This is a genomic window from Arthrobacter sp. UYCu712, assembly GCF_040547005.1.
Lineage (GTDB): Bacteria > Actinomycetota > Actinomycetes > Actinomycetales > Micrococcaceae > Arthrobacter.
This window is the reverse complement of record NZ_JBEPOZ010000031.1, coordinates 1-17,938: the sequence shown is the minus strand read 5'-3', so window position 1 is coordinate 17,938 and position 17,938 is coordinate 1. Positions and strand designations below refer to the sequence as shown.

General features: G+C 63.2%; 13 protein-coding genes and 4 pseudogenes. 8 read left to right on the top strand and 9 right to left on the bottom strand.

Annotation, left to right across the window (positions count from 1 at the left end; translation table 11 throughout):
* Positions 1-147 precede the first annotated feature (147 nt).
* A complete protein-coding gene (locus ABIB51_RS20800; RefSeq protein ID WP_354191249.1) occupies positions 148-1,248 on the bottom strand; it encodes a hypothetical protein in 1,101 nt (366 codons plus the stop codon).
* A gap of 483 nt (positions 1,249-1,731) precedes the next feature.
* Between ABIB51_RS20800 and ABIB51_RS20795 the strand changes: the two genes are divergently transcribed.
* The gene (locus tag ABIB51_RS20795; protein ID WP_354191248.1) at positions 1,732-3,900 is read left to right on the top strand and encodes a transglycosylase domain-containing protein; all 2,169 of its coding nucleotides are present in this window, start codon (positions 1,732-1,734) and stop codon (positions 3,898-3,900) included.
* A 359-nt stretch (positions 3,901-4,259) separates the two neighbouring features.
* Entirely contained in the window at positions 4,260-4,598 is a 339-nt protein-coding gene (locus tag ABIB51_RS20790; protein WP_354191247.1) for a zinc-binding metallopeptidase family protein, read from the top strand.
* Between the two features lie 373 nt (positions 4,599-4,971).
* Here ABIB51_RS20790 and ABIB51_RS20785 read toward each other — a convergent pair.
* Together ABIB51_RS20785 and ABIB51_RS20780 are read right to left on the bottom strand one after the other, a co-directional pair.
* A pseudogene (locus ABIB51_RS20785) lies at positions 4,972-5,623 on the bottom strand (uracil-DNA glycosylase).
* A gap of 29 nt (positions 5,624-5,652) precedes the next feature.
* Positions 5,653-6,636 (bottom strand): aldo/keto reductase, encoded by a 984-nt coding sequence (locus tag ABIB51_RS20780; RefSeq protein WP_354191245.1) that lies wholly within the window; start codon positions 6,634-6,636, stop codon positions 5,653-5,655.
* A gap of 335 nt (positions 6,637-6,971) precedes the next feature.
* Here ABIB51_RS20780 and ABIB51_RS20770 point away from each other — a divergent pair.
* The 3 genes and pseudogenes from ABIB51_RS20770 to ABIB51_RS20760 all read left to right on the top strand — a co-directional run bounded on the left by ABIB51_RS20770 (position 6,972) and on the right by ABIB51_RS20760 (position 9,824).
* A pseudogene (locus ABIB51_RS20770) lies at positions 6,972-8,226 on the top strand (IS110 family RNA-guided transposase).
* A 218-nt stretch (positions 8,227-8,444) separates the two neighbouring features.
* Positions 8,445-8,951: a hypothetical protein gene (locus ABIB51_RS20765; protein ID WP_354191244.1), complete on the top strand. Its 507-nt coding sequence runs from the start codon at positions 8,445-8,447 to the stop codon at positions 8,949-8,951.
* A 624-nt stretch (positions 8,952-9,575) separates the two neighbouring features.
* The gene (locus ABIB51_RS20760; protein ID WP_354191243.1) at positions 9,576-9,824 is read left to right on the top strand and encodes a hypothetical protein; all 249 of its coding nucleotides are present in this window, start codon (positions 9,576-9,578) and stop codon (positions 9,822-9,824) included.
* 27 nt (positions 9,825-9,851) lie between these two features.
* Here ABIB51_RS20760 and ABIB51_RS20755 read toward each other — a convergent pair.
* The 4 genes and pseudogenes from ABIB51_RS20755 to ABIB51_RS20740 form a co-directional block, all read right to left on the bottom strand.
* Positions 9,852-9,995 (bottom strand): annotated as a pseudogene (locus ABIB51_RS20755) (NADP-specific glutamate dehydrogenase); the annotation flags it as partial.
* Between the two features lie 970 nt (positions 9,996-10,965).
* Positions 10,966-11,376, bottom strand: coding sequence for a hypothetical protein (locus tag ABIB51_RS20750; protein WP_354191242.1), 411 nt, complete (start codon positions 11,374-11,376; stop codon positions 10,966-10,968).
* Positions 11,377-11,624: 248 nt separating this feature from the next.
* Positions 11,625-12,383, bottom strand: a complete 759-nt coding sequence (locus ABIB51_RS20745; RefSeq protein WP_354191241.1) for a VOC family protein — start codon at positions 12,381-12,383, stop codon at positions 11,625-11,627.
* A 127-nt stretch (positions 12,384-12,510) separates the two neighbouring features.
* Positions 12,511-12,888: a hypothetical protein gene (locus ABIB51_RS20740; RefSeq protein WP_354191240.1), complete on the bottom strand. Its 378-nt coding sequence runs from the start codon at positions 12,886-12,888 to the stop codon at positions 12,511-12,513.
* Positions 12,889-13,288: 400 nt separating this feature from the next.
* Between ABIB51_RS20740 and ABIB51_RS20735 the strand changes: the two genes are divergently transcribed.
* The 3 genes from ABIB51_RS20735 (at position 13,289) to ABIB51_RS20725 (ending at position 15,036) form a co-directional block, all read left to right on the top strand.
* On the top strand, positions 13,289-13,543 hold the full coding sequence (locus tag ABIB51_RS20735; protein ID WP_354191239.1) for a hypothetical protein: 255 nt from the start codon (positions 13,289-13,291) through the stop codon (positions 13,541-13,543).
* A gap of 750 nt (positions 13,544-14,293) precedes the next feature.
* On the top strand, positions 14,294-14,461 hold the full coding sequence (locus ABIB51_RS20730; RefSeq protein ID WP_354191238.1) for a hypothetical protein: 168 nt from the start codon (positions 14,294-14,296) through the stop codon (positions 14,459-14,461).
* A 419-nt stretch (positions 14,462-14,880) separates the two neighbouring features.
* Positions 14,881-15,036: an ANTAR domain-containing protein gene (locus ABIB51_RS20725; RefSeq protein ID WP_354191237.1), complete on the top strand. Its 156-nt coding sequence runs from the start codon at positions 14,881-14,883 to the stop codon at positions 15,034-15,036.
* A gap of 129 nt (positions 15,037-15,165) precedes the next feature.
* Here the strand turns inward: ABIB51_RS20725 and ABIB51_RS20720 are convergent, their stop codons facing one another.
* Together ABIB51_RS20720 and ABIB51_RS20715 are read right to left on the bottom strand one after the other, a co-directional pair.
* Positions 15,166-16,554, bottom strand: a complete 1,389-nt coding sequence (locus ABIB51_RS20720) for a glycoside hydrolase family 15 protein (protein ID WP_354191281.1) — start codon at positions 16,552-16,554, stop codon at positions 15,166-15,168.
* A 15-nt stretch (positions 16,555-16,569) separates the two neighbouring features.
* A pseudogene (locus ABIB51_RS20715) lies at positions 16,570-17,040 on the bottom strand (trehalase-like domain-containing protein); the annotation flags it as partial.
* Positions 17,041-17,938 lie beyond the last annotated feature (898 nt).

Sequence of the window (17,938 nt, the reverse complement as noted above, 5' to 3'; positions counted from 1 at the left end):
GGGCTAGCCGCGGCCGCGGCGGGCGGTCACTGTCGGTGCCCGGCCAGGTCCTGGCCGGCTACCCCGCTGCAGCACCGCCGATGGCGACGGCCAGGGCGGCGAATGCCCTGGTTACGCATTCGCCGGCGAACCTGTGGCCGACGAAATCTATGCCTCAGTAGTCTGATACTGCTTCGCCCGTTCGTCGAGAACGGCGGTGGCCATGACCAGGCGCCCGGGGAGCGGAATCAATGCCTCACGGAGCCAGAGGGTGTCCGTGTAGGCATGGAACCGGTCCGGATTGACGTGCAGTTCCTCGGCTACGGCCAACACCTGGTTGTGAGCCGTCAGGTAACGTGCCGGCGACATGTGGTTCCGTCGCCGGCGCAGTTCCAAGCGCACGTCCATATTGGCCAGGTCGAGGGCCGCCTCTGCTAGTGCTCCTTCGTCAAAATCCAGCAGTACGAGCGGGGACTGGTCGTCGACTGCGATGATCTGCTTGCCGTGCAGGTCTCCGTGGGACCACGCCGGCGGATCCGGGGCCGTCCGAAGCAAATTCTTCGTCACATCCTCTGCCGCGGACCGCAAGGCACTGCATTGCGGCGACATTTCCGGGACGTTTTCAAAGTGACGCAGCCAGCGGTTCACGCATCGCCACAGATCGGCTGCTTCCACCTCTGCTGAGCGGAGCGGCAGGCCGTTCAGAACGCTGCGTGCGGCGCTGCCGTGCGGGGCGCGCAGCTGAGCAACCCACGAACGTGACCATTTCTCCCACGCCCACGCGAAGGATTCATCACTGGTCGTGGAGTCATCCTCACCCAGCTCGTTCAGGGTCGGTCCGGGGACGGAGGTGAAAACGATGACATCCGCGGAGCTGCCAAGGATCCTGGGGGTTGTGAAGGTACCGGCGGCGTCCAAGATAATGTCCACGTGTGCGCAGCGTTGGGCGGATACGATGGCCTGCCCTGGCCGGAAGATCTTGATGTAACGGCCCTCCGCCCGGACCACCGCCCGCCGGTGTGGCCGATACGCAATGAGCTCGCCCTGCTGCGCTTCCGCGCTCAAGGCGGGCAGTTCAGGATCGTCCAGCGACACGAGTTCAAAGCGACCGTGACGCAGATAGGCTCCACGGATGGCGCGGGTCGGGTCCTGGCTCGTGACCTCCAGCACGTAATCTCCTGGTCTCCTATCGAACCAGGCCCGGCGGACGCGCCAGGTTGTGCCCGTGCCGTCGTCGGCGTATTGCGGGACGGGCAGGGACCAACTCATGGGATCAGCTCCAGGGCGCGGTGGAAGTGCCACTACAGATTGTGTGATCCAGCATGAACGAGGACCATGAGGTCCAGATGAAGGGCGCATTAAGAAACCCTCATGAGTGGACCGCCGTGGCCGTGTTGGACCGGTTGCAGAAGGCCACGACGGGATGCAACGGAGAGTCCGCTGCGGACATGGCTGAGGAGATCCGCTTCGAAATCGCCATGTTCAACCCACTGAGATCAAGACGCGATGGGCAAGAGACGATTTCGGCAGGACATGCACTCCTTCCCGCCGCCGCGGCCCACGCGCACGCCCGCAGAAAGAAACCGGCGAAAGCACCAACGGAAACGGCCCGTGACGGCCACGGATCCCATCCCGATACTCTGCGGGGATCAGACAGCATTTTCAGGTCTGAGCCCCTTCTGCGGTCTGGCCGATGAGTGGTTTTCCGGCGTATTCTGAACACACGTTTCGTGCGTGATGGTTGGACAGAAAATGGCGCCGAAGAACCGAAAAGGATCCCGTCTGGCCGCGGCCCTCTGGAGGGTCCTCCGGTTCTTGACCGTGAGCGCGACTTGCGGAGTGCTGGTCGCCAGCCTGATGGTCCCCGGTGTCGCTGCTGCCGGCCTTGCGGTCAGGACTTCGATAACGTTCTTCGATGGCCTCCCCTCGGAGCTAGTAGTTGATTCGCCGTCACAAACAACCAAGGTGCTGAGCGCGGATGGGAAGCTGATCGCCACCTTCTATGCGGAAAACCGTGTGAAGGTCGGGTTGGACCAGATGTCTCCGTACATCAAGGATGCGATTGTCGCCATCGAGGACGCCCGCTTCTACGACCACGCAGGGGTGGACCCGCAGGGGATTCTCCGGGCGCTGGCATCCAATCTGACCACCGGCGGCAGGCAGGGCGCATCCACCCTGACCCAGCAGTACATCACCAATGTGGTCAATGAGTCCCTGTTGTCCGCGGACAGGGGCGATCAGGTCATCCTCAGCGGGCAGAAGAGTGTCGGCGACAAGGTGCGCGAGATGAAGCTCGCCATCGAACTGGAGAAGAAATACACCAAGGACCAGATCCTCGAGGGCTACCTCAACATTGTGTTCTTTAACCGGGGCGCCTATGGCATCGAAGCCGCGGCCCGGCATTTCTTCAGCACCACGGCCAAGGACCTCACGCTGCCTCAGGCGGCCCTTCTTGCGGGGCTGGTTAACAGCCCCACCTTCTATGACCCGTCCGTCCACCCGGAAAACTCGGTCAAGCGGCGCGACCAGGTCCTGGAGGCGATGCTCAGCCAGGGCAAAATCACCCAAGCTGACCATGACGCCGCGGCAGCCAGCCGCGTCGAATTGAAGGTCGCCCCCGAGAAGCAGGGCTGCGCCGCAGCGGAGATGGCGGCGTACTTCTGCGACTACGTCTCCCACCTCATCTTGAACAACCCGGCCTACGGCGCCGGTGCGGCTGACCGCGAAAGGCGGCTTTACCGCGGCGGGCTGACCATCACCACCACCCTTGACAGCCGGCTCCAAGCGGCAGCGCAGGCCCAAGTCGACCTCACGGCCGGGCCTAACCCGGACAAGTGGGGGGCTTCCCTGGTTTCGATCCAGCCCGGCACGGGAAAAATCCTGGCCATGGCGCAGAACACCGTCTTCCTTCCCGAGCCCGGGAAGTTCGATACCCAACTGAACTTCAACGTCGATTCAAAGGACGCCAAGGGTAACGACCTGAACGGCGCCGGCGGGTTCCAGCCCGGGTCCACCATGAAACCGTTCACGTTCGCTGAATGGCTCAATGAAGGCAAATCCCTGGTCGCCGAGGTGGATGCGTCCCGGCGGACCTATCAGCTGGACTTCCCCTGGAAGTCCAGCTGCGGCCAGGTCCTCGGCGCCTACAATACGGCGCAGAAAGCCCTTGGCGCCGCGGACGATCTCCAGAACAATGATGAGGGCTATTACCGCAAGATGCCCGTCAACTACGGGCTCTACAACTCCATCAACACGGCAACCTTCGCCGAGGCCGCCGAGCTGGACTTCTGCGGGATCCAGAAAATGGTGGACGCCGTGGGGCTCCACAGCGGCGTGGACAACGCCCCGGTGAACATGCACCAACTGGGCAACCTGCTGGGCGCCATCGGCGTGGCGCCGCTCCACCTCGCCAATGCCTTTGCCACGTTCGCCAACGACGGCAAGTACTGCGCGCCGGTCGCCATTGCGGACGTGACCGACGCGGCGGGACGGAAGCTTCCGGCCCAGACCAACGACTGCCGGGACGCCGTCAAACCCGAGGTTGCCCGCGGCGTGAACTCCGTGCTCCAGGACGTACTGAAGCGGGGGTCCGGCGTCTACATCGCCCCTAAAGTCCAGGACAAGGTCCCGGTGGCGGCTAAGACGGGCACCTCCAACAACAACGGCGCAACCTGGGTGGCCGGCTACACCACCGGCCTTGCCACCGCTTCCTTCTTCGGAGATACCCTGGAAGGACAGAAACGGCCCGGCCAGAACATCTCCATCAACGGTAAGTTCTATAAGGCCATCGACGGGTACATGCTGGCCGGTCCGCAGTGGGCAAATTACATGATGCAGGTCGCCGGACTCTACCCCGCCGCCGCTTTCCCCCCGCCGCCGGAGTCCATGACCAACCCGCCGACTCCAAGCCCTGCGGAATGACGCCCGGAGACGCACCCGGCAACTAGGAGGCAGCCTCTGGTGCGGCGCCCGCCGGTGCCCCAGGATACTGTCCCGGCTCAAAATCTCCAGCGACGGCCTGCTTTCCAGCATCCTCCCAAGATCCGGTGCGAAACTGCTAGCCCGCGCGATCGCCCGGGATGCCTTAGCCTCAGTGCTTCCTCCGCTGAAGCGCGGCGGCAATTTTCTGGCTCCCGAAACCGGTTTGTCTTCCCTCTTGCGGGCTCGGTAGGCGGCGGCTTTCATCTTGTTGCCGCAGGAGGCCCGTGGCGCACGACTCCCGGCGCGCGCCACGGGACCAATCAATGTGGACCCGGGTGCACCCATGATTCGCACACTCCTTGAGCAGCGCAATTTCGGACCCGGAGAGGATCTCGATAGCTCTACCGGGATTTGCAGCATTCCGGGAGGAGTTCGGCGGCGACAAAGTCATCGATCCAGGGCTGGTTTCAGGCAGCGAGGACGTGGGAGTACTGGCTACCGGTGCCGACGGGCCTCTGGTCTTTTGGTTCCTGGGCGGAAGTGACCCTTCCCTGGCGCCGGACTGGGCAGAAAGCGGCAGAGTTCCCGAGGACCTCCCATCGAATCACTCCCCGTACTTTGCTCCACAAATACAGCCCACCTTGTCGCTCGGCGTTGAGGCTCTGGTGGTAGCGGCCCGACAGTGGCTGCATGAATGAGGCGACGACGGCGGGTTCCTCGCGCCGTCGTCCGCTTGCGTTGGTTGATGTCGCCAAGGAGGCTTCCGGACGGCCGTTGCGCCGCTTGGGAACTCAGCGCCGCTACACCGGGAGGCTCAGGCGGAAGCCACAGGGGCATTCCGTTACCCGGACTTCGAGGTACTCCGCCCCCCGCAGCTCGAGGATCGGGATGTACTCGAAGGAATGCGGCTGAACAGCGAGTCATTCTCCTCGGGCAAGCCGCCGCCCAGCTCATCAACGCGCACCGGACCATCGTCATCGAGCCGGGCATGGTTCATCGCCTAGACCGCCGCCGGGGAGCTGATCGACCTCGTAGACTGCAGCGGCCCCCGTCCGGAGGCACGAACGCGGCCTAGCGCTCCATGCCGGCCTCCAAGAGCTCCTGCAGACCGAGTCTAAATCCGGCCCTGCCTCCGTGGGCCGGATGCCTGATTTTCGGCACCCTCAATCCGTTTCGCTGCAGGCTGCGGTAGGCCACGTTCCCCACCGCCACCACTGTCCGGATGTCGAAGATCTCCAGAAGCGTCCGCCAAAAAGGGAACACCAACGGCTGTCTCCGTGAGGGTGGGCGTCCGGTTGGACAGCGGACGCCCCGGGACATGGGTGTGAAAGGGGTAGGCACTCCACAGCAAGGGCAGGGACTCCAGCTCCACCAGGACCTGCCACATCACCGTGGCCGTCGGTTCGGACGCTATCCCCTCGAACCCGGCCGGGAGCACATAACCCTTTCCCGGCCCGAACAGCCCGAGACGGTTGGTCGGGCCTTCAAGTATGGTGCGGTCCGTGAAGGGAACACCGGTGATCCGCATGCCCCTGAAACCCGGCGCCTCCCCCACCAGCAGCACCCTCGGGCCCAGGTTCAGCATCTCCAGCAGGTAGATCTCCAAGTTCCGCCGGCGCCGGGCATTCGCCGGAACAGTGCGGTCAAAGAAGTTCCGGCAGCCCGGCCCCGTCTCCACGGAAGCCAGGCGGTCGATGAAGACCCGGATCGCGGAATCGGTCATTCAATGCCCTCCTTGCGGGGCCGGCGTGGCTACCAGCGGGGGTGAATCGACTCGCGGAAGTAGCGGTCGTAGATCTCCCGGACGCCGACGTCGAACGTGGTGTCGATTCCGCTGACGCCGGCTGCCGCCGCATTGGACCGCGCCTGCTCGACGTTGCGGGCGCCCGGGATAACGGTGCTGACACCTTCCTGCGCGGTGATCCAGGCGATGGCCGCCTGGGCCGTGGCGACGCCGTCGGGCACCAGCTCCTCGAAGTCCGCCACGGCCGTCAACCCCAGCTCGTAGTCCACGCCCGAGAACGTCTCGCCGACGTCGAAAGCCGAACCGGTCCGGTTGTAGTTGCGGTGGTCGTTCTCCGGGAAGGAAGTCTCCTTGGAGTATTTTCCTGACAGCAGTCCGGAAGCCAGCGGAACCCGGGCAATGATGCCCACACCGGCCGTCATGGCGGCCGGCAACACCTCATCCAGGGGCTTGAGCCGGAACGAGTTTAGGACGATCTGCACCGTTGCCGTACCCGGGTGCCGGATGGCTTCAAGGGCTTCGTCGGTACGCTCCACGCTGACGCCGTAGTTCCGAATCGCCCCCTCCGCCACCAATGAGTCGAGGGCATCGTAGACCTCGGCTTTGCTGTAAACGGCGGTCGGCGGGCAGTGCAGTTGGACCAGGTCGAGACAGTCCGTCCCCAGATTGCGCCGTGAGCGGTCCACCCACTCGCGGAAGTTAGCCAGGTTGTAGTTCTCGGGGTGCTGCTCGAGCCGCCGGCCCATCTTGGTGGCGACCGTGATGTCCAGGCCCGGGTTGTCCGCAAGAAAGGCACCTATCGCCTGTTCGCTGCGGCCGTCGCCATAGACGTCCGCGGTATCGAAGAAAGTCACCCCCGATTCCACCGAGGCAGCCAGGACTGCCTGCGCCTGCGCCGGATCCACATTGCCCCAGTCGGCGCCGAGCTGCCACGTGCCGAGGCCCACGATGGAGACGTTCCGTCTTGTCTTGCCCAATCTGCGCTTTTCCATCGTTCGACTATATGGCGTCTGCGACCGCACAGTTAACCTCGGGCAGCCCAGGTCAAAGCCGGGCCACGTGGAATCGGTCCGATGCAGATTTTCCCGAACAGGCACAGGCACAGGCTCCGGTGACTGGCAGGGGTTCCCTCGTCTGGATACCTCTCCCGTTACTGTTTTTTGAACCCCGGTTCTGCTGCAGGATTGGGGTGTGCTGGCCTGTTGGTCCCGGCACGGTTGCCCTTCTCTGTCGTTGCTGATCTACGGGGTGAAGCCACCGGGACCGGCAGGTGCCGGAGAGACCGCTAATAGGGGCAGGGCAGAACGAATCGCCGTGCGTAACGTGAATGCCGGGCTTCGACACCACCTACAGGCCCGCACACGACGTGCAGCTGCGACCGGAGGTGCTACATGATCGAAAACCACGAATGAATTGATGTGTTTGTTGGCCTGGACGTCGGCAAGGGCGACCATCACGCCCTGGACCGGTCCGGCAGGAAATTGCTGGACCAGTCGCTGCCGAACGATGAAGGCCGGCTCCGGCTCATCCTGCAGGAACTCGAGTCCCACGGGCGGATCCTGCTGGTGGTGGACCAGCCCGCCACCATCGAGGCACTGCCGGTAGCCGTCGCGCAGGCCGCCGGTGTCCTCGTCGGCTACCGCCGGGCCTGTCGATGCGCCGGATTGCGGACCTGCACCCAGGTGAGGCAAAAACCGATGCCAGAGATGCCTTCATCATCGCCGAAGCGGCCCGGACCATGCCGCACAACCTTGGCGCGGTTCAGATTGCCGAGGAGGAGCAGGCCGAGCTGTCCATGCTGTGCGGCTTCGATGACGACCTCGCCCAGCAGGCGACCGCGGTAACCAACCGGATCCGCGGGCTGCTCACCCAGATCCACCCGGCCCTTGAAAGGGTACTCGCCCACGACTGGACCACCCGGCGGTACTGGATCTGATCCGCACCTGGCCCACCCCGGAAGCTCTGCGGAAGGCCGGGCAGAAACGCATCGCGGTCAGGCTGAAAAAGCTCGCGCCCAAGATGTTCAATCGGCTCTCAGCCCAGATCGTGGCCGCCCTGGATCAACAGCACGTCGTGGTCGCCGGGACGAGTGCCGCCGGAATCGTCCTGCCGGAGCTGGCGGGCCTGCTTGCCGGTATCCATGAGGCACGGGTGAGGGTCCTGGCCCGGGTCGAGGCCCTGGTGGAGGCCCACCCTCTTCACACCGTCCTGACATCCATGCCGCGGTGGGCGTCAGGACAGCCGCACGGATCCTCACCGACGTTGTCGGCAAGAACTTCCCCACCGCCGGCCACCTCGCCTCCTACGCAGGGCTGGCCCCCGTCACCTGGCGCTCGGGCAGCTCCATCCGTGGCGATCACGCCGCACGCAGGGGCAACAAGGCGCTCAAACGTGTTCTGTTCCTATCTGCCTTCGCCTCGCTCAAGGACCCCGCCTGCCGGGCCTACTACGACCGGATACGCGGCGAAGGCAAACGTCACAACCAGGCCTTGGTGGCCTTGGCCCGAAGACGCTGCGACACCCTCTACGCCATGCTCAGCGACGAAACCCTCTACCAACCAAGGAATCCCGTGGCCACCTAAGCGCCGGGTCCATGCGACAACGGACGCCAGCCAAAATCAACGCAAGAGATAGGGTACGGATTTCCCTTGTGCTTGTGACAAGGAAGGTGTCTTCTTGGAGGGTCGGGCCTCCTGAAAAAGAGACTCCCCACGAGCAATTGTTCGGATCAACTGGGGGTTGTCCTTTTCCCCGCTGATCAGCGGGGACAGCCTTACCTCTTTTGCTACAGGAGACACTGATGTCCAAGCGCGTATTTACAATCATCGCCGCCATAATTATGGCGCTATTCATGTTCAGCAGCCCGGCGACGGCTGCTGGTGGAAATCCACATTTCATCAAAAACGCCACAAGTGCGACGCTCTCGGGTTCGAGTCTTGTCGTCACCTTCAAAGAAGCAGGTCTGTCATCCGGCGCCGTTGAGACCGTCACGGTTTCGGCGACGGCAACGACGACCTACGAGTGTGTCAACAACGGCGGCAAGAACCCGAAAGCGTCGAACAAGACGACCACAGTAACCGACGTCAGTACCAGCGGAACGTTCACGGCCGACAAGAACGGGAACATCACCGGATCACTGACGCTGACTCCACCGAGTGCCACGGCACTGGGCTTCAGCTGCCCTCCAGGGCAGACTGTCACCTTCGTCAGCGTCGAGTACTCGAACGTGGTGATCACCGACACAACATCGGGTGCCAGCACCTCGTTCCCCGGTACTTTCAAGTACACCAACCCGCTCGCACCGTAACCTCTACAAAGATTCCCTAGAAACCACGGTTGGCCCCGTCTCTGACCGGTCAGAAACGGGGCCAACGACTGCCTCCCGTGAGCCGGTGGAGCACATGATCCCGCCTCCGCCCATCGGGCTGGAGACCCTGGACACGTCCTGACCAGCCAGCAGCCCCCGCGCCCTTCCGCATGGCTGGCAGGACAAGAAAAGACGGCCAACGACCTGACGATCGGGACCCAACAAGGCACACGGGTTGACGAACAACATAGGGGCACCCCGTAGCGAGAGGCGGACACTGCCCCAGGTGTCTTGCCTGTGCATCGAGGCAATGCTATAAAAACCGTATCGACGGATTCGCCGAACCGAACCATCCAAAGGGGGGCCTTAGAGGTCAACGACACCAGCTCACGGCCTCACGGACCGGGACGGGATGCAGTGCTGCCTAGGCTGCCTTCGAGCGGAAGCATCCAAGCAACGCCGTAGCGGCCAATAGCGCAACAGTGGCACTATCGGCGGCCGCGTCATCTCTCCCCCACAGGGATTTCCGGCGGCGAAAGCGGTCAGTAATCACATCACCCAAGGCTGCAACGGGATTCAGCAGCAAGCATCCGGAGCCTTCATCCGGCTGTTGATGGGATTCCGGTGGACCAGGCCACCATCATTGCTTACGCCGTCGGCTACATCGCTACAATCGTCGCCGTCCTTCTTCTGTTTCTGCCCACGCTCGTCAGCTTAGGCTTGCTCCTCCTCTTGGCTGGCGCGGTCAGGCTGGTATTTCTCCTGCTGACGGCCATGACCGTCGGGGTTTACCGGGCCCTGGCGACGCTGTTCAGGACCTTGTCCGGCTGGCTCCCCCACCGCCGGAACGATAGGGAGCGGGTTTCGCACTAAGCGGCCACATGGCTGTGCGGCCGTGGGTCCGCGGTTTATCTGGAAGCGGCCGGCGTCGTCGACCCACGGGACTCGGAAGATGATCTGTCGTTCGGGCTCGCAGAGCCGCTCGAGGACAGCGCCTTCAAAGAACTCCGGGTGGCGGTCGTGCACTGGGCCGAGGCTTTCTCCATGGTTGCACCGGGCCGGATGGGATTTCTAAATGAAACCCTTACACGCACTCCGTATGACGCGGATGGCTGAACCCTCTATGCCGGCCATCCACAATCCGAAGTGGGCGGAGACCAGCTGCCGCCTGCAAAAGGGAACGGGAATGTTTGTTGTGGGGGGCTTTCGGGGCGTCTGCCCGCCCAGAACCGAGCATCTGCTGTGGGCGGATCACCCGCTGAATTGTGTGTGTATGTGAAGCAGCAGGCATCCAGGCGTGATGCGCGGTTCGGGCCGGGATCCACAAGCCGCATGGACCTACGGCGTGCTCGCGATACCGGTCCCGCTGCTGCCCTTCGTACTCGGTCAGGGTCAGAACCCGGCAATGCAGATCGCGACCTGTGCAGGCGCCGCCTCGATAGTGTTGTCACTGATCGGATTTCTGCGCTGGGTCTTCGTCATTCCCCAACCGGCAAGCGCCCACCGGGACGGGGCACCGCGACCCGGACGGCAGCGGAAGCTGCATGGACCGCCCAGCACCAGTTCGGTGGGGCTCTGCTCGGCGAACATCTGGGCCAGCTGCAGATCATCGGCTGGTCCGTCAGTCTGCTCTATCTCCTGAACCAGGGCGACATACTGGCCACCGCTATGCCCTGGTTTCCCGTCTGGGACCTGGCCGGTCTGATTGGCAGCACCAGCCGGGGCCTCTGGATTGCCGCCCGCGGCTTGTCGCCGACCTGCCACCCTACCGGCCGAGCCCATTCTGAACGGACCCTCTCACCTGCCGGTCCACATTGACGGCGTTGCCGAGGCGGCCAAGAATGCACACTCCAAAGGGGACATCCAGAGGCCCCGGCTTCTCGGGTGAGATCGCCCTATCCCTCGCACTCGATGCAGTACGACCGAGGAGACCTGACCCGGCCCGGCCACTTCAGCGAATCGCTGAATGAAGCCCAAGTCAGCAAGCCTGGAGGTGTCGAGTGACCGGGCTGGATCAATCCTTGGTGACGGGAAGCAGCCCCCCGATGAGTCCGGCCAGGGCTGCCGGCAGGGCGAAGAGCCCGGCGATCTGCGGAGTCAGAGACGGCGGCGTCATGATCATCATCGCCATGCCCACCAGCGCCGCCGGCGCAGCCACGCAAATCGTCACCCACAGCGGGTTACCACGGACCTGCGCCCATATGGCTGCGGCAAGCGACGTGGCAGATCCGGCGAGCATGAACAGCCTGCCCACGCGCAGCCGTTCTATGAACTCCGGGACCGGCTCGTAGACGAAGAACGCCGTCCGTTCCAAGGCAATGCTCGTCAGGACGATGGAGACAACAACCAAGGCCGCCCAGGGAAGTGTTCTTTCCCTCCACCACGGACGGACGACATAGCGTTCGTTGCCATTCTGCGAACTCATCACAAGGCGAGCCTAGCGGCCCGCCAGCGGTGTAGGCCCGAATCCCAGAGCGCAGCCAGGAACACTGAGAGGTCGCGGCAAGGACTTAGCCGGGCTGTTTCGTCCTGCTACGACACTGCGCAGCTCGGACCGGCCCTTGACGAATATAGAAGCGTCCAGACGCTGTGCTCCCCGATGCCGGCACCGGTACCTCTCCCGGATGGCATGGGAAGGTGCCGCGCCGAGCAATTGACGGCTGGAAGCGCGTGTCAGCCGGTACTTGCACTCACCTCCACGACGCCGCCTGGAGGGTCCCTAATCACGGCGCTTCGAGATCCCAGAGTGTCCACGGGCGCCATTCGGATGCCACCACCTGGAGCGACAGCATGCTCGGCGATGGCTTCGGCATCGCGGACGGCGAAGTTGACGCTCCAATGCGGCGGGACCTCGACGCCATCGGTCGCCGTCACGACCGCCATTACCCGGTCCGAGCGCAGCCACAGTGAGAACAAAACGTCCGACATTGGTTTGAGCTCCCGGTCGAACATTGCCCCGTAGAACGCCTGGGCCCGTCCAACATCTACGGTGTGCAGCGAGCTCATGGCCCAGCTGTTCGGCTCATTGGCCAGCTCGATGCCGTCCTTCTCACCCGCCTGCCGCAGGCAGAACGGGACGCCGGTGGAGTCGGCGAGCACTGCATAGCGCTTATCGGACCCGGCATCAATCGGCCCGAGACGTTTGCCTCCTGCCCGCTCGGCCCGGTCCAAAGATTCCCCGACGTCGTCGACACGGACGTGGGTGATCCAGCACGCAGGTGACAGCGGCGGCGCCTGCCCGATCCCGGCCACCAACTGTCCGTGAAGGCGCGCGGTGTAGTAGACGCCGTCGAGACCGGACGGCATCGGGATCGGATCGTCGAAACTCCAACCGAAGAGCTGACCATAGAAGTCTGTGGCTGCCCGGGGATCGGGCTGCCAGGTGTCGACCCAGCACGGTGCACCGACTGAGGAGGTATCTCGCGCTGTCATAGAAGAATCCCTTTCGACCTGGCTTGATTCGGCCGGAACATCGTTTCCCCCGCCGGCACATTCGCACAGACCCAACGGACTCGACCTGTTCGCTTTCGAGCCTGCACAAGGCAGGTAGGGAGCGCTGTCAGTCCGAGTCCCCGTCATCTTCTCCCCGGAATGCGTCCACGAGGTCACGGGGTAGGGTCAGGCCGCTTGATGGGTAGAGGAACAGGGCCAGCGAGATTGCATCGGTGGTCGTCAGGAACATTTCAATGGGCGCTGTCCGGCCCGCCATTTCCAGGACGAGGGTGAAGCCGTGCGTCCCCATGCCCGGAAGCTCCGACCATCTCACCAAGGCCGGCGCAATATCCTGGTCCATCAGTATGTGGTCACCGCAGAAGTCCCAGTTTGCACCGGAGCCGAGATTCGCCTTGTGTACGGCACAGACGTCGGCCTCGCGGAAATCGGCCGGTCCATGCCCGGCCACCACGACGCTGGAGTAAGGATTCTGGCATCGGAGCACCGAGCACGTCCTCATGCTAACCACGTTACCGAGGAGACGATAAAAAGAAACTGAGTGGCTTTGGGTATTACTTTGACGTCGCCCAAAGAGGGGGAAATGCACGCCGAAAACCTCATCATCGGCCACAAACCGCTGCTAATTCACTGCCAATCAGCCCTGGGAATCACGTTTTTCGGCAGCTTGCCATGGGCGGGTCAGAGACGGCCGCTAGTGACGTACCTTGCCTCCATGAGTGGCGTCCGAATCCGGTTCTGAGGGACACCTGACGCATCGCGTCGAGGTGAACTAGACAGAGTGGTCTTCCTGGCATAAATTCAACGTTGGCGGCCGAGCGGTGACCCGGCCGTCAAGTGGCGTCGGCGGAGCATCCTGGAGATGCAAAGGAGAAAAAGGAACGGCTATGAGTGCGCATTTTGATGGGTTCCTCGCAGAGGCATTGACAACTGATCGGGAAACAGACGGAGGGTTGGACAAGGAGGAGCTGTACGGGTTGTACACCAGCTGGTGCCTGATAAACCAAAGCCAACCGGAGCCGGCCGAGGCCCTATGGGTGGCCCTCCAAAGACGCCGGATCGAGCCTGAGGACAACACTCTCGCCATGTCCGGCCCCGCCGCGTTGGATTACATCGTCAGCAGCTCCCCCGACCTGGTGTAAGGGGCACGACGAGGAGTTGGTGGAACGCTGCATCAGCGACGGAGGGCCAGCGGCTCAGAGTAGCTTGCAGGGTTCGACCCGACTTGTGTGGGCGGCTTGACCGCCTCCAGCAAACCCTGTGCCTGCCACGGCAGGGCCGGCGTGTGCCGGCCCTGCCTTCCACATTCCATTCCGAAATCATTCCCGCGCGGCCTTGGTAGAGGGTACTGGTCACGGGCGTACTCAGTATGTCAACCGTCTGTATCACTAGATTGCGGACCATTACCTTTGTTCTGGTTTCCTCGAGCTGCCCATCTCCGGAGCATCAATTTCGTTATTCCCGGGCCTGACGCCGGAATCAATTCTCTGTGCCAGCGACAATGTTTCGGCGAGGATCGACGAGCTGCAGTTCGACTTAGGAGAAGGTCCTCGGTGGGAGGCCCTTCGGAACCGAAGGCCGGTCCTTATCCCCGAAGTGCGCACGGCATCTCACACCGGATGGCCCGTCTTTGCGAAAGCCCTCATGGATCTCGAGGTGTCCGCCTTGTTCGTTTCCCGCTCGTGATCGGCGCCATGGACATCGGTGTGATTGAGCTCTACAGCTCCTAGCCCGGGCCGCTTAGCCATGCTGACCACTCTGCTGCATTGCACCTCGCCGACGCCACCGCTTGGATGCTACTCCGTCAGATTCTGGCACCTGCCGGTGACGGCGCAGATGCACATCAAAAGGGCTCACCCCTGTCCCGGCGCGAGGTTCACCAGGCGACCGGCATGGTCGCAGCACAGACAGGAACCTCTGCCCGGGACGCGCGGATGCTGCTGAGGGCCCATGCTTTTGCCGAGGGGCGCACGGTCCGCGACGTAGCCCGCGACGTCGGCAGCCGACGCCTTGACTTCACTCCCCCAGTGGGCCGAAGCGCCGCTGCCCCTGTGGCGTAGAATCCGGTTATGGCGATCTCAAGCCGCGCCCGGCGCGTGAGCACCGCTTTCGTCAAGATAGCGGACACTTGTGGCGGATTACGACATCTTCGACCTGTTCCACACCCTTGTCGATGAATCCGTCGGAATCCTCGACGCCGCCGCCGGACTCCTGCTCGCAGATCCGGCAGGCGACCTTCAGCTCATGGCCTCCACAAGCGAGGAAAGCCAGCTGGTGGAAGTCCTCCAGCTGGAGGCCGGGACAGGACCGTGCGAGGACTGTTCCGGGCCGGCACGGTTGCAGCTATCGATGACATTGCCGCCGACGGGTCGCGGTGGCCGGAGTTTCAGACAGCCGCCCTCTCCCCAGGATTCCACTCCGTCCTTGCCGTCCCGATGCGTCTGCGCAGCGGTACCATCGGCGCCACAGGCCCAAGGGCGTGATCGCCCACACCGCCCATGTCGACATGGATGCGGCGTTCGCCCTGCTGCGCGACCATGCCCGTGCCAACAACCAGACCATCTACGAATCAGCGGAAAAAATCGTCACCCGCCAAATCGCCATCTGGCCGGAACGACGTCTGTCCTCGACATGACCGGATAACGCGACCGGGTCGACGGCGTCCGCAAAAGCGGTCCCGAAGTAGTCGAGCCGGCGGAAGGGGAGTGGACGGTTCGGTAGTTGGGACCTCCGGGACATGGGCTAGTACAGCACTGGCTTCGGATCAGGGCGGAGAGTGTGAACCGGACGAAATCCTCGGATCGCCACGGGCCAGGCGCTTCGCGCGTCTTTCCGCCTGGTGAATGGCCCAGGCTGCGTTGACGAGGCCGATGTGGCTGAAGGCCTGTGGGAAATTGCCAAGCAGTTGGCCAGTGGCTGAGTCCACTTCTTCGCTGAGCAGTCCCACGTCATTCGCGTAGCTTGTGGCCCGCTCAAACACTTCCCTAGCGTGTTCGGTCCGGCCGGCCATGGCGGATACTTGGGCGAGCCAGAACGTGCACAGCAGGAAGCTTCCTTCCTCACCGTCCAGGCCGTCGATGCCAGTGTCGGTCCGGTATCGCAGCAGCAGGCCCCGGGAGTCGGTGAGATGCTCCTCGACGGCGTCCAGGGTGGCGAGCACCCGTGGATCCGAGGCGGGAAGGAACCCCACAATGGGAAGCATCAGGGCCGCGGCATCAAGGTCCGCCGAGTCAAAGTGCTGTGTAAATGCCCCGATTTCCTCGTTCCAGCCGCGTTCCAGTATTGCTTCGCGGATGTCACGCGCGGCGGCTTCCCACTCCGGGGCACGGTCTGCTGCGTGAATCTGGCGGGCCAGTTTCACTGCGCGGTCCAGGGCAACCCAGCACATCAGCTTGGAGTAGAGGAAGTGCTGCGGCTCGCCCCGGATCTCCCATATGCCGTTGTCCTTTTGGTTCCATTGGTGGGCTGCCGCATCGGCAAGATCGGCAAGAAAATCACTGACGCCCTGGTCGAGGTCTCGAAGCTGGCGGCGGAGACGGAAAGCTGCATCGAGAATTTCGCCATAGACGTCTAGTTGGGGCTGGTCCCATGCGCCGTTACCGGCCCGGACAGGGCGGCTGCCCTTCCACCCGCTGAGCTGGGGAAGGACGCGTTCGGACAGGTCGTGCTCACCGCGTATGCCGAACATAATCTGAAGTGGACGCTCCGGGCGGGAATGAGCCGCTGCCGCGGTCATGAAGCCGAAGAACTCATGGGCTTCGTCGGGGCAGGCCGCCACCCAGAGCGCCTGCATGGTGAAGCTGGCGTCACGGACCCAGGAGAATCTGTAGTCCCAATTGCGCTCTCCGCCGATCTGTTCAGGAAGAGAAGTGGTCGGGGCGGCAACGATGGCTCCGGTGGGCTGGTAACTGAGCGCTTCCAGCACGCAACCGGAATGATGTATTAGCTGCCGCCACGGTCCGTCGTAGCGTTGATGGATCTCTGACCAATGGCGCCAGGCATTTTCGGTGGTGCGAAGAGCCTTCTTGATCTGCTTTTGGCTATACGGTTTCGGCAGCGGAGTGCCCAGCATGGAATGCTGCAACGCGAGGTAGATGCTTTCGCCTGCGGCGATCTCGAAGACGGCCGTGCCTTCGCCGTGAGCAACAGACACGGGTCCTGGAGCGCTGAGGAGAAGCCGTCCGGATCCGCCCGTGGCCACAACCCCGGAGCCGATCTGGTTCATCACGGGTGTTATTAGGCCGTACTCGGGCCGCGGGCGGAAGCACACTTCAAGGGTTACTTGGCCGCTGGTACAGGTGACGCCCCGCAGTATCGTGTGCGGAGCTCCCTCTCCCAGCCGGTGGGGGTCCCCAGAGTCGCCGACTTCCATAGCGTCTGTCAGGACAGCCGTGCCAGTTTCCGTGCTGATCATGGTCTGGAGGACCATGCCGGCATCGACGTAGGACCGATCCGTTCGGGTGCAGCCTCTGGCCCGGACTGACCAATGCCCCGCACCCTCTCCCAGTATCCGCGCGAAAACTGAGGGACTATCAAACCGGGGAAAGCACAGCCAGTCGATGGACCCGTCGCTGCTGACCAGGGCCGCGGAGTGCCTGTCGGAGAGGAGCGCGTAATCAGAGATGGGGAGTGTGCTCACCGCAACAACCTCAGGGCCGCCCGCATGACCTCAGGGCCTCGTGTGCTCCCGCATGCCCTGCCTCCGGTACCGGGAGCGAACGTTCTTCGCATCCCGCAGCAATAGAAGCTCATCATTTGTACGCCCCGCCAATTGTCGTTCCGCACGTCAGTTCAGGGGCCGGGGCCACCACGACGGCAGGCCAACCCCGGGCCGAACCGGTGTGAGCAAGTCTAGTCTCAATGCGTCCGAACCGGCCTCACCCATCGCTTGGATATCTGCGAAGCGACCGGAAGCCGATGCACAGTGCTTCTGCGAAGATTTTCGGTTGCTCCCAGGGCGCGTGGTGTCCGCCCCTCGACAGCGAAGAAGGTCGACCAGTTGTAAGCGAACATGCGGGCGAAAGAAATCGCCGGGTTCGTCAGCCGGTAGAGCGTTATGTTTGTCGAGGACATCGTCCCGCGTAAGACTTCGGCCAATCCGTAAAGGCCCGGGAGATCATTCCCAGGCCACGCACCTCAAGGTCCATGTGAAACGCTGCAAGCCGAGAGTGGATTTGGAGAGCGGCTCGAGCGCCTGCGGCCGGGACGCCATGATGCAGGCGTACTGGACGTGATCGAAAACGTTTCAATTTTGTCTCGGGATGACACCTCAATTCCGGAGGCGTGTCGTGATTCAGAGCTTCCATCTAGCCGGTCTGCTGTGGGCAGGAACGGCCTTCGGGGGCAGCTGGAGGCTCGTCGAAATTCAGTCCGTGTAAGCTGGGGTTGCCCGCAAATCGTGGACAGTTGATCAGGCGGCTTGTGCCGGCTGAGGTTTTGTTGTGGCGAGGAATCGTTCGTGTTCCACGGGTGTGGTGTAGCCCAGTGCTGAATGCAGCCGGGCACGATTGTAGAACTCCTCGATCCAGCGGCCCGTA

What these genes read in the sequence shown, in the direction of transcription:
- ABIB51_RS20730 (WP_354191238.1), top strand. Translation starts at nt 14,294, where the DNA reads ATGGTCGCAGCACAGACAGGAACCTCTGCCCGGGACGCGCGGATGCTG.
- ABIB51_RS20795 (WP_354191248.1), top strand. Translation starts at nt 1,732, where the DNA reads ATGGCGCCGAAGAACCGAAAAGGATCCCGTCTGGCCGCGGCCCTCTGG.
- ABIB51_RS20765 (WP_354191244.1), top strand. Translation starts at nt 8,445, where the DNA reads ATGTCCAAGCGCGTATTTACAATCATCGCCGCCATAATTATGGCGCTA.
- ABIB51_RS20750 (WP_354191242.1), bottom strand. Translation starts at nt 11,376, where the DNA reads ATGAGTTCGCAGAATGGCAACGAACGCTATGTCGTCCGTCCGTGGTGG.
- ABIB51_RS20735 (WP_354191239.1), top strand. Translation starts at nt 13,289, where the DNA reads ATGAGTGCGCATTTTGATGGGTTCCTCGCAGAGGCATTGACAACTGAT.
- ABIB51_RS20780 (WP_354191245.1), bottom strand. Translation starts at nt 6,636, where the DNA reads ATGGAAAAGCGCAGATTGGGCAAGACAAGACGGAACGTCTCCATCGTG.
- ABIB51_RS20800 (WP_354191249.1), bottom strand. Translation starts at nt 1,248, where the DNA reads ATGAGTTGGTCCCTGCCCGTCCCGCAATACGCCGACGACGGCACGGGC.
- ABIB51_RS20745 (WP_354191241.1), bottom strand. Translation starts at nt 12,383, where the DNA reads ATGACAGCGCGAGATACCTCCTCAGTCGGTGCACCGTGCTGGGTCGAC.